The organism is Rhodococcus sp. NPDC127593, from assembly GCF_042671975.1.
In the GTDB taxonomy this organism is placed as follows: domain Bacteria; phylum Actinomycetota; class Actinomycetes; order Mycobacteriales; family Mycobacteriaceae; genus Rhodococcus_F.
Window position 1 is genome coordinate 24,009 of record NZ_JBHXWI010000082.1, and the last position, 10,202, is coordinate 34,210.

Genomic DNA, 10,202 nt, shown 5'->3' on the forward strand with positions numbered 1-10,202 from the left:
AAACGGTCGAAGACTAGGCGAAGGATGCCAATTGCGGAATGTCCTACCCGGGTCCTTACTCGGTACCACGCCCGGACGATGACACCTGAAACCGCGGCGACCGCGAGCAGTAAAGGGGGCGAATGTCATTCATGTGAATGACATCGGTGCGTACGAACCTCCTGAAATAGTGATACGGAATTCTGCTGCCTCGAAGAATGGGCCACTTGGTGCGCGGGTTGATGCTCAAGAGTGTCAGCCACATGCCATAGCATCGACGATTGCGTTTTCAACCCAAACACTGACACGGGGCGGACCATCGATGACGGTGATCGATATAGACGGCGACGCTCTTGACGAGCAGTTCGACCGCCTAAAGCTAGGCATGATTCGGTACGCAAGGTCGTGGTGGATCGATGATGAGGGCGCCCGTGCCCGCTGGGAAGCGGACCCTGCGTTGTATCGCCACCTCTATGCGCAGGTTCAGGGCGGTCGGATGGTCCGGACTGCAGATGTTCACCGGACACCTGGGAAGGCCTGGCTGCATCCTCGGCCTGTGATTCACTCGGCGATCGTCAGCAAGCTTCTTCAAGGATGCGAACCGGTGGGCGATACAGATCGACCACCAGCATTTCTTCTGTTCGGCGGCCCCGGATCGGGCAAGAGCAGTTCGCTTCGACCGCTGGTATCCCGCGCTGGCACGGTTGTGCCAGTTCCACTTGACGCCGACGATGTGCGAGTTGAGCTGCCTGAATACGCCGGCGGTCCCGGCAGCGAAGTCGTCCAGGAAGAGTGTTCCTTCGTGACCTACGGCGAACTTCGCGAAACGTTCCTGTCAGGAACCCCGAACCATGCGGGAGTGTGCATCGACGTCATCGGCGATCCGCAGTACGTAGTGGATGACTGGCGGTCGCTCGACCGAGCCGGATACCGCGTCTATGCACTTGTGGCGGAATGCCCAATCGAACAGGCAGTAGAACGGATTAAACGTCGTGCGGTCCAGACTGGTCGGATAGTCGATGTCGAATTCGCCAAGACCGTCGGACATCGACCACGGAAGGCGCTTGACGCGCTCCTCCTCGCTCATGACGCCGGCGACGTCGAACTGGCTGGATGGGGCGTGTTCGATACTTCCGACTCGCAGTTCAAAGGAGCACCAACAGTCATCGACGGAGACGGAACTTTCGGTTCCGTAGGTTCCGCTGCGATGAAACTGGCATCCTAGCTGTATTCTCGGACACACACGAAGTGGAATCGGAGGGAGTCGTTATGGTGCGCACGCGCAGCCTGCCTGTCAAACCACCCGCCGTTGCCCTTGGAGAAGCACGCGAGGCGCTCCAACGTGCATTGTTGTTCGGCACTCCGGCCGAGGTGGACAACGCCGAAGCGAAGATCGAAGAGGCCCTCGCCCGGCAGGCTGACCAAGATCGCGTCGAGCACGCATCGCTCATCGAAGAGATATTGGGTCGACTTCCCGAGCCCGTCCAGATCGAGGACCCGACGATCGCGATGATCGATAGGGCAGCCACAGGTGAGATCCTTTACTCAGAGCTGGCCGACGCATGGCGGTCCGACCCCGACAGTCTTGGACTTTCTGACCGAGAACGTACGTTTGCGGAAGCGGATCCGAGACGGTTACGCGCACTAGTGTTGGCTCATCGGGCCGGGATTTCACTTGAGGAAGTCGAGAATGCAGTTGCGCGGGTCGAGGATTCGCAGCAAGAGGAGTTCGCACTCGCTGCCCGATCCGACCGCGCCTTCAATGCTTCGAGCTTGTCGGAATGGCTGACAAGTTACGCCGCTGGCCTCACCCCGAAGGGCATGAAGCGGCGTTGATCGGTTCGAAGACCGCTGCCCACCCAGATCTAGAAGGGGTCAATCGCGCTGCCCAGAGGATGGTCGAAACCCACGGCCTGGACTTTGGATTCGACATCCACGCACTGTGCAATGAGTATGCCGACGTCGACTACGTAACGATCCCGAGCGACCTCGACGCGATCCTTTTCGGATTGGTTGGCGAGCCTCGACTATCCCGGCCACACATTGCGCTGAATTCTGCGCGGATTGGAAACCCGGCAAATCTCGCAGATCATCAACGTCGTCGCCTGCGGTACACGATCGCGCACGAACTTGGACACATTGAGCTGAGTTGGCATTCGGGGTTGTCCTTCTGCAAAGAAGGCGGTGAATCGGATCCTGAACAGGAAAGTAGCGAGTTTCCGCCTTCCGAGACCGAGGCGCATCTGTTCGCGCAGCGGATCCTCGTTCCCTCTGCGCGCCTTTCGCAATTGTTGGAACTCCATTCGCAGGCTGAGATTTTAGAGGTTTTGAACGATGCGGATGTCCACTTTTCAGTTGCGCTGCGCTCGCTTGTCGAGGTCCTACCACCGGGACACATCCTGGCCGCGGTTCAGGGCACAACGGTCGAACGTTCATACCGCAGCAGTAAGACCCCGATCCCGCCTCCATCATGGAGAAGCAGCCTCAAGGCGAGCCCGCTGGACAGGCTGAGTGAGGAGCGCGTCATTGGTCGGGTTGGCGGCCGAAGAATCTACTGGTGGAACTTGCCATCTTCGGAACGGCTGGAAGACATCGGTGGTGACGTCTACGCGAAAGACATCATAAGGGGCATCCTGGACTCGCTTGACCTGGAAGCGGATGAAGTTCGGTCACTACGAGCCTCAATTGCAGGCAAGGAATCCACGATTTTCGGCTGGATTAGGTCCGGTGACCTTTGGCCGAATCCTGAAGTGATTGCCGCCCGAATCACGCAGAAGGTTGGCGCCGACCGCAAGCTCGAGCGGATTTTCGCGCATCCTGATTTCAAGGTGTACGTTTCGGCGCGCGCCGCGGAGATTGCTTCTGAGGGTTGGGACGACGCCGACTAGCTGGGTCCGCCGTCGCTAGCGAGTTGGAGCGGTTGTCTTCCGACTAAACGTGGAGTCTTCGGTGAACCTGGGGGAGGAGACTTCGGATCCCGACGTACGGATACCAGTGATGGTGCCAACGCGCCATCCCGTGCAATTTCCCTACGGAGTGCGGCACAAGGTCGACCTGCGGAGGGGATTCGGGGGGAAACTGAGCCGCGCTATCGACCCAGGAGACGGATAGCGATATGCTGATCTTGCGGAGGGCAGTAGCTCTCTGAAGTAAGCCCGGCAGCCACCCGGACGGTTGGTGAGCCGGGCTTCGCGCTGTCATAGGTGAAGTGTTTCGATCGCCTCGACTGCACTGTCGATTCGTTTACGCCACGCCCCGCCCTTGGTCCAGCTCCAAGCAATTGCGTCGGGTATCCATAGCAGGCTGTCCTCGTACGGACGCTTGTGTTCGTACCGCATCGTGGATCCGCGCAGGTGCTGAAACAGTGTTCGTCGATCGTGACTCATCGTCGAGTCGTCCCTTTCGATCACGATGAGCTCTGCGGACATTTCCTGCGCGTCGGCGGCCAACCGCACTAAGCATGCCTGCCGTGCCGCAAGTTCGGCTTTCGAGCGGCAGGTATAGATCCGTGATGTGATTCCGCTGGCACAGATCGTGTCGAGGATCTGCCGTCTCCGTGAGTCGCGTTCATCCGAAAAATGCAACCGGCGCTGGCCGGGCAGGAGCAGTCCCCGCATCAGTTTCCTGGCGTCGGCCAACTCGGGCGGGACCACGCACGCTGCCACAAGCGTGTAGCCGCCGACCTTGCTCTCATCGACAAAGATGTGCGGCCTCACGCCGTCGACTCCGGCTTGGGCCAGTCAATGTCGACGTAACCGGTCTCATGGTCGTCCCACATGGCGATCAGCTTCTCGGCGTATTGCGTCGGCGACAACGAGCCCTTCTGAATGGTGCCGAACACCTGGAAGCTGAGTGATTCTCCCGGCTGGTTCAGGTAGGGAGGAGGGCTGGTCACGGTGGTCTCCAGATCGCATCCAGAACGAATGAGATCGCGGGTGAACCACACCAGCCACTCTGTGGACGCCCACCCGTCACGGTGTGGTCCAGCCTCGAACACCGTCGTGTAGGGCTGGGCGGACATGATCTGCCAGCTGAGCATCCAACTTTCGGAAATATCCCCCTTCAGCCGGTAGTGACTGCCGGAACCGGCGATGCCTGGAAGCGCGTTGAGGCACTTGACGGGCCAGCGAAGATACGGGTCGACCTTGTCGTAGTCGACTGTTCGGTCAGCGAGGGTGGAGGGGCGGTAGTCAGGTCGGTCGGGAGAAACCTGGGCGATTGCCATGACTTCGCGTGCTCTCCGCTCGGCGGCCTCGAGGAACCCCCATTCTTCGTTCGTCAGGTCCCAGGTGTGCCGACCGTCATCCGCACGCACAACGGCTCGTGCCACCTGAACGACATCGCGAGCCTTCAGCGCGGCATCGACCTCTCGCCCTACCGCTGCCGGTAGGTCCTGCTGGAGGTACTCGACCAGCGCGGACTTCAGATAGCTGAGTTCCCGTTTCCGGTATGTCGCGGTGGCCTGCGATACCGCCTTTGGCGTGACACCGAGTTCAGCTGCGACGGACTCACCGCTGGCGCCCGGCCGAAGAGTCGCTTCATAGACAGCATGACGACGAATCGCTGCGATCTGCCCCTGGATTTGCCGGGCTTGCTCGGCCACAGCGGTGCACTCATGCGCTCGCTGAACAGGATCGGGCACTGAGCGGAGGTGGGACAAGGTGAGCTCCACATGCAGACCTGTCGCGTAGTCACTTGCCCTATCGCTCATCACAGCGCCTTCCACTCCGGGGGTGCTTTAAATCTACCCCGGGGGTAATAATTTTGCGAGCGACGCGCCCCTTCTCTAGTCGGCGGCGTAGGGCTTCGGGGGAAGTGGGCAGCTCCAGGTCAGTTGTTCGTCGCTCTGGTCTGGCTTCCTATGCCAGCGGACGACGATCGTTTCGTCGAGGTCGTCGTCGAAATCTGCGCGTGCACCGAAGAAATCAAGAGTGGCGTTGATGTCGATTCGTGCGGCCCGGACCGGCTGATTCGCTCCCACGATGGCCCGCCCGGAGACTTCGACGCCATATGCAGGCTCATCGCCAGCATTGACTATTTCGTACTTGTCGCTGGTGCGATGCCGCATCGTCCACGGCGTGCGGTATCGAGCGGCCTGGGCCTCGGCGATGTCGGCCAGGCGTGACTGTGCCCGCGCCGTTTCTTCAGCGGCAGTTACTGCGCGGGAGGCTTCGGTCGCTGCATCGACAGCTGACTTTCTGGCCCGGCGTTCGGCGCCAACTGCAACGCCGGCTGCCACCACTGCTCCTACGCCCCCGACCCATGTCGCGATATCGCCGAGATCCACGCAGGGACTGTATCGAGCACTCGGGGAAACGGATCAACCGACGTCGGTCCTGTTGCCTCCATGAAGCATGTGAGATGGGGGTGCGCCCGCCGGAGACTCGGCGAGATTCTGCCATCCACCTGACTGCACGTTCACTCAATCGGCGGGCGTTGTCCTCCGCGCATCATCGGTTTTCCCAGACATCGAACAGGAACTCGGTGATGGCGACGGCTGCGTTGAGTGCGAGGCGTGCATGCCGTCGTCCAGCAGTACTCGAAGTCGCTCGCCCGTGTCCGGTACCGGCTCGGTTTCGGAGTTCGCCGAGGCTCTGGACCGAACTCGCCAAACCGCGAAGCAGACTGTTAACGGCACGACTGGCATCGGGGTCGCCATCGACCGAGCTGCCGGCAAGGTCCAGTGCTTTGCTCACGGCTTTGAAGAGCGTCGGCAGGTCGTCGCCTCGCTTGTGGGGGACACCTCGTTCATCAAGGATCTGTACAAACACCGACTCGACGAGCTCTTTGCACGATCCGATCGCTGCCTCGGGATCAGCAGTGATGTTTGGTTCGATCCGCTTCAAATGCCGGTCGAGTGTTGTTCGGTCACCGAGTGTTGCTCCGTCGGCGCTGAGTGCAGCGGGCCGATCGCGGTGGAAACCGTCCAGATGACGCCAGCTGTATTTCTTACGTCCACTGATATCACCATCGGCAACGAGTTCGTACTTGTCGGGGGCGAGGGCCTTGTTGAGTTCAGACACCATCTCTTCTGCGACATCGCCCCGTCGTACGAGGGGATGCACTGTCCGAGTAAGGAATTGGAGAAACACCCCGTCAGGACCATGGAGGAGGTTGAATCGAGGGTCGGAGAACACCCATCCCGACGGCCAGTCGTCGTTGTTCACACAATGCTGATAGATATCACCTGATGCGGTCTTGTACCTGTAGTCATTGCTGGGGAGCTCCTCGAGATTGTATAGCGATCCGAGGAAGGAGACCTCGTCGAGCTTTCCGAGCCAGAAGTAGTCGCGCTCAAGCGTCAGGAGGTCGACTATGGCTTGTCGGGTGACGCTGGTGATCCGACGGGCTCCTGCTGACGATTCTGTGATAGGGCGTGGGGCGGCGTTCATCGGCATATCGTCGCTTAGTGCCGTGGCGACTCAACGAGCAGCCCCGTTCCCCGCTGGGACGTTGATCAGCCCGGTGTCAATGCGCGCTTCCGTGGACGTCGGCGGTGTCTTCGTCGCCATCCAACTCCACGGCCTCCCAGTTCACGGTCAGGCACACACGGATGCGCTCTCGGTGTTCAGCTCTCTGCAGAGTTGCATGTGCGGTGGCGCGGGCGAATAGCTTGACGCAAAGAGGGATGGAAAGTCCTTTTTGATGCACGGTATCCGCCTGGCTCGCTCACCTCGTTCGGTTCTGTTCCACCGCCAGTCGAGTACTGGGTGAGCTGGGCGGCGCCGGCGGTGTGGGTGGTGGTGTTCGGGTGGTGACGGTTCCGTCGCGCGCCGCCCGGCAGTTCGCCCTTGCCGTTGGTGGTGCGTTTGTGTCGATTGCGGCGCTGGTGGCGTGGTTCTTCATCTAGATGAAGTTGCTTTTCAGCCCAGACTGAACGTGCCGGGTGTTTCGGCCCTTGCAGCATCTGAGTTCGCTTGTCTTCAAGGGTAATCCGGATTGGTTGAGCGCGTCGGTGATGCGGTCGTGGATCCAGTTTCGAGGTTCTGGCAGGCGGTGTGGACCGCGGCACCGCGGCATGGGTGCGGCTGTAGACGATGTCGCGGCCTAGTTCGATGAGCCTGGTTGGTGGGGCGTGTTCGCACCACGTTGACTTGCCGCGGCGGTGGTCCGGTGATTGACGTAGAGCACCGCAGCTCTGTCTTAGAGTGTGGCTGGAGTAAACATCTTGCATGCCTCGCAGAACCCGGAAGAATGGGATGTGCAGCGAATTCGCGCTGCAATACCTGAAATGAGTTTCATGGCGCAGTTCATTATCGATGCATCTGATATTTCTACGGCGGAGGCCGAGGACCGAATCCAATATCACGCGAAGAATCACGTCGTGCTCGGTCAGACCTGCAACTGCACACGCCGGGTGAGGAAACTTATCGGCAGTGGAAGTGGTTCTTTCGGACACAATTTCACGATGCATGTAGACCTCGACACGATCTAGACAGCTCATCCAGCCACTGTTCGGGTAGCTCTCGACGCCTCGACGCCTCGACGCCTCGACGCCTCGACGCCTCGACGCCTCGGCGGTTGCGCTCGGAGCTTGGTGAGCATGCTGGTGAGCTGGACGCCGACGCCCTGCGCGGCCCGATCGCCGAGTACAGCGGCGGGGCCGCGCGCTCGGAACTCGGCCACGCCGAGGTCGTGTTCACCATCCCCGCCGAATCGGTGCGCCAGGCCACCTCGACCGCGCTGGCGGTCCTGGGGACGTACCCCTGGCCGTTGCGGTCGCTGCGAGTGCTCACCACCGCCGATTTCGACCGCCTCACCGACGCCATGGACCTCCCGCCGCTGGTGTCGGTGCAGGAGGCCGCCGACGGCCTCGGAATGACCCGCCAGGGCGTACTGAAGGCCATCAAGGGCAAGGTGCTGCCGGCCACCCGTGTCGGCGGTACCTGGGTGCTGCGCCAGTCCGTGGTGGACAACGCCCGCGCTCGCCGCGGCGCATAGCCACCGACAGCCCGGCCAGGACCCTGCGGCGCCGCACCCGCTGCCCTGGCACAGAGGCAGGCCCGCACGCTCTGCCGGATACCGCCAGCGGCTGTGCGGCGGGCAACACCGCGTAGCGACCATTTCGGCTCGGTTCTCGGTAGCCGGCGCCTGAGGGGTGAGAGGGTGCGGGTATGACATTGCGGCTGCCGACCACCCTCGCGACCGATTCGGACGCTGCGGCGGTAGCGGCGCTGACGAGGTATTACGGCCGCCCGTATCTGGGCGACGGCGCCTACGTCGGGGCGCATTTCGACTCGTGGTCGAGCACCGGTAATCGGGCCGGTGAGGCGGACCGGTTCACTGCGGACGATCTGGTTGCGGTGACGTTCTTGTCGGTGCAGGTCCCGCCGACGGCAGCGCGGGCGATCCTCGACAGCGAGGCGGAGGCGCTGAACGCCCTTCTGACGGCGGTGGGCCCGGATCGGGACCTGGTTCGACGAACCGGACCCGCCGACCCCGGGGTGGCCCGCGTGGGACCTGGAAACGGCCCTGTGGGCGCTGCCGGGGATCGGCCAGACGAAGGCAACGAAGTTGATCGCCCGCAAACGTCCCCGGCTGTATCCGATCTGGGATTCGGTGGTGAGCCAGGTCCTGGGCACGGAGCGGTCGCATTTGAACCCGGTCCGGGAGGCCCTGCGCGCCGACGGCGGCGCGTTGCATCACCGGTTGCTGTCGCTCCGGGAGGAAGCCGGCCTCCCCGAAGAGATTTCCGCGCTCCGCGTGTTCGATGTGATCGCGTGGATGGATGGCAAGAACCGGGGACTCGACGATCACATTGATTTGGAAAATTGACTCAATAATCTCGCTGCGTACACGTGATCCTCCGCGGACGCGTATGTGACTCGACGATCTGATGCGAACCCGGCCTTCTACGGTGTCTGCATCGTGTAGCAGGGTATCTGAGCTGCATCGCACCGTGTCTCAGTATCAGGTCTGAAACGCGAATTGACCCGCCTAAAGCCTGCGTGCTCAGTCCGGCCAATCGTGCGATCGTTGTGCCATGACAACGAACACAGACGAGGCCGCGCTGCCGCAAGTGACGGACCCCGCCGAACTCGCCGACCCTGCCAATGAAGCCACTGAAGCGACCCCGGAATCGACCCGAGCGAAGATGGTCCGGTTCGAGGCCCGTGGCTTCACCCCAATCCGCCATACGTTCGTTCAGCAGCCCCTCTCCTCCAAAGTGCGGAAGGCGAAGCTCGGTGAGATCGTCACTGCACGTCAGGGGCGCGAACTGAATGCATTCGTCCTTCTCCTGGTCAACCACGCACAGCTCGCCAAACAAGACCAGCCGTGGCCGGCAGGCGTCTGGGCGCGGGCTTTGTCCTCGAGTGCGGACGATCCGCTGCCGAACTCGGCAGTCAGCCGAATCTGGAAGAACCTGGAGGACCTCGACCTCATCGAGCGCTCCAGGAAGTGGCGACGAGCGCATGTGTTGCCGAGGGACGAATCCGGCAAGCGGAAGTACGTCCGGCCTCGCCCCGATACGGCCCCGAAGGAGAAGAAGCCACAGGAGATCTACTTCATTCTGCCGTCAGCCTTTTGGCTTGATGGCTGGCACGAGAAACTGTCCCTCCCCGGTCGTGCGTTGCTTCTGATCCTGCTTCACGAGACGAGTGGGCGAGACGAGACCTATCTGCCGTACGAGGAGGCGGACAACTGGTATGGGATCTCGGCGAAGACCGCGCAGAGGGGGATACACGAGTTGATGGACTACAAGTTGATCACCGTTCGACCGCAACGGGTCGCAGCGGAGTTCTCGGCTACCGGCTGGGCTGAGCGACGATACTTCACGCTGACCGGGCCGTTCAGTCGTGCTGCGCGTGCGGAACTTCAGGCCAGGACTGCGCGCGAATCCGCGGCGCGATCGAGCAAGGGGGAGGGCAGTGAGTAAACGAAAACCATCTCGAGACGAGCCACATCTCGATCTGGAGATCGTCGGCTCCATCAAGCGGACGTTCTGCGCGGCCGTGTTGCTCTACTTCTACGCATCGAGAGACGCTCCCAAACGTCGGCACCTAGTTTCGACGGTAGTGGTGGCGACAGCAGCAGTCGTAATCCTCCGGGATCCGGATCTGGCGCTCCGCTTACTCGCGAAGCAGTGAGATCTAGCGCAAGGAAACGAACACCTGGCTCCCCACACGGCCAGGGTGCCGTAGTTGTTGAGTAGCGGGCGTTCTGCCTGGGGTTTCCGATCTTCGGAGGTGTCTCGGGGGGCGGCGGAGCGGGCATAGGGACAG

Annotated in this window: 11 protein-coding genes and 1 pseudogene; 7 read left to right on the forward strand and 5 right to left on the reverse strand. The window is 61.6% G+C overall.

Features of this window, described 5'->3' with window-relative positions; genetic code table 11:
• The first annotated feature begins 301 nt into the window (after window positions 1–301).
• The 3 genes from ACFVJ3_RS43725 to ACFVJ3_RS43735 are packed head-to-tail and all read left to right on the forward strand — an operon-like array spanning window position 302 to window position 2,867.
• Window positions 302–1,204: a zeta toxin family protein gene (locus tag ACFVJ3_RS43725; protein ID WP_378458000.1), complete on the forward strand. Its 903-nt coding sequence runs from the start codon at window positions 302–304 to the stop codon at window positions 1,202–1,204.
• Between the two features lie 44 nt (window positions 1,205–1,248).
• Complete coding sequence (locus tag ACFVJ3_RS43730; RefSeq protein ID WP_378458001.1) at window positions 1,249–1,815, forward strand: hypothetical protein; 567 nt, start codon at window positions 1,249–1,251, stop codon at window positions 1,813–1,815.
• Window positions 1,761–2,867, forward strand: a complete 1,107-nt coding sequence (locus ACFVJ3_RS43735) for a hypothetical protein (RefSeq protein ID WP_378458002.1) — start codon at window positions 1,761–1,763, stop codon at window positions 2,865–2,867. Before ACFVJ3_RS43730 ends, ACFVJ3_RS43735 begins: the two co-directional genes overlap by 55 nt.
• Window positions 2,868–3,176: 309 nt before the next feature.
• Here the strand turns inward: ACFVJ3_RS43735 and ACFVJ3_RS43740 are convergent, their stop codons facing one another.
• The 5 genes from ACFVJ3_RS43740 to ACFVJ3_RS43760 form a co-directional block, all read right to left on the reverse strand.
• On the reverse strand, window positions 3,177–3,695 hold the full coding sequence (locus ACFVJ3_RS43740) for a hypothetical protein (RefSeq protein WP_378458003.1): 519 nt from the start codon (window positions 3,693–3,695) through the stop codon (window positions 3,177–3,179).
• Window positions 3,692–4,705: a hypothetical protein gene (locus ACFVJ3_RS43745; RefSeq protein ID WP_378458004.1), complete on the reverse strand. Its 1,014-nt coding sequence runs from the start codon at window positions 4,703–4,705 to the stop codon at window positions 3,692–3,694. The genes ACFVJ3_RS43740 and ACFVJ3_RS43745 overlap by 4 nt, the downstream gene beginning before the upstream one ends.
• A gap of 60 nt (window positions 4,706–4,765) precedes the next feature.
• Window positions 4,766–5,266, reverse strand: a complete 501-nt coding sequence (locus tag ACFVJ3_RS43750; protein WP_378458005.1) for a hypothetical protein — start codon at window positions 5,264–5,266, stop codon at window positions 4,766–4,768.
• A 163-nt stretch (window positions 5,267–5,429) separates the two neighbouring features.
• Window positions 5,430–6,371 (reverse strand): abortive infection family protein, encoded by a 942-nt coding sequence (locus ACFVJ3_RS43755; RefSeq protein WP_378458006.1) that lies wholly within the window; start codon window positions 6,369–6,371, stop codon window positions 5,430–5,432.
• Between the two features lie 176 nt (window positions 6,372–6,547).
• Window positions 6,548–7,423 carry a hypothetical protein gene (locus tag ACFVJ3_RS43760; RefSeq protein WP_378458007.1) on the reverse strand — a complete coding sequence of 292 codons (876 nt, stop codon included), beginning with the start codon at window positions 7,421–7,423 and terminating at the stop codon, window positions 6,548–6,550.
• A gap of 77 nt (window positions 7,424–7,500) precedes the next feature.
• On the opposite strand from ACFVJ3_RS43760, the gene ACFVJ3_RS43765 reads away from it, so the two are divergent.
• The 4 genes and pseudogenes from ACFVJ3_RS43765 (at window position 7,501) to ACFVJ3_RS43780 (ending at window position 9,856) form a co-directional block, all read left to right on the forward strand.
• Window positions 7,501–7,920 carry a helix-turn-helix domain-containing protein gene (locus ACFVJ3_RS43765; RefSeq protein WP_378458008.1) on the forward strand — a complete coding sequence of 140 codons (420 nt, stop codon included), beginning with the start codon at window positions 7,501–7,503 and terminating at the stop codon, window positions 7,918–7,920.
• Window positions 7,921–8,093: 173 nt separating this feature from the next.
• Window positions 8,094–8,345, forward strand: a pseudogene (locus ACFVJ3_RS43770) (DUF6308 family protein); the annotation flags it as partial.
• Window positions 8,346–8,460: 115 nt separating this feature from the next.
• Complete coding sequence (locus tag ACFVJ3_RS43775; protein WP_378458010.1) at window positions 8,461–8,754, forward strand: DUF6308 family protein; 294 nt, start codon at window positions 8,461–8,463, stop codon at window positions 8,752–8,754.
• 208 nt (window positions 8,755–8,962) lie between these two features.
• On the forward strand, window positions 8,963–9,856 hold the full coding sequence (locus tag ACFVJ3_RS43780) for a hypothetical protein (protein ID WP_378458009.1): 894 nt from the start codon (window positions 8,963–8,965) through the stop codon (window positions 9,854–9,856).
• The last annotated feature ends 346 nt before the right edge of the window (window positions 9,857–10,202 follow it).

Excerpts from the sequence above, each read along its gene's own strand:
- ACFVJ3_RS43725 (WP_378458000.1), top strand. The coding sequence starts at position 302 with ATGACGGTGATCGATATAGACGGCGACGCTCTTGACGAGCAGTTCGAC.
- ACFVJ3_RS43780 (WP_378458009.1), top strand. The coding sequence starts at position 8,963 with ATGACAACGAACACAGACGAGGCCGCGCTGCCGCAAGTGACGGACCCC.
- ACFVJ3_RS43735 (WP_378458002.1), top strand. The coding sequence starts at position 1,761 with ATGGCTGACAAGTTACGCCGCTGGCCTCACCCCGAAGGGCATGAAGCG.
- ACFVJ3_RS43755 (WP_378458006.1), bottom strand. The coding sequence starts at position 6,371 with ATGAACGCCGCCCCACGCCCTATCACAGAATCGTCAGCAGGAGCCCGT.
- ACFVJ3_RS43730 (WP_378458001.1), top strand. The coding sequence starts at position 1,249 with ATGGTGCGCACGCGCAGCCTGCCTGTCAAACCACCCGCCGTTGCCCTT.
- ACFVJ3_RS43760 (WP_378458007.1), bottom strand. The coding sequence starts at position 7,423 with ATGAGCTGTCTAGATCGTGTCGAGGTCTACATGCATCGTGAAATTGTG.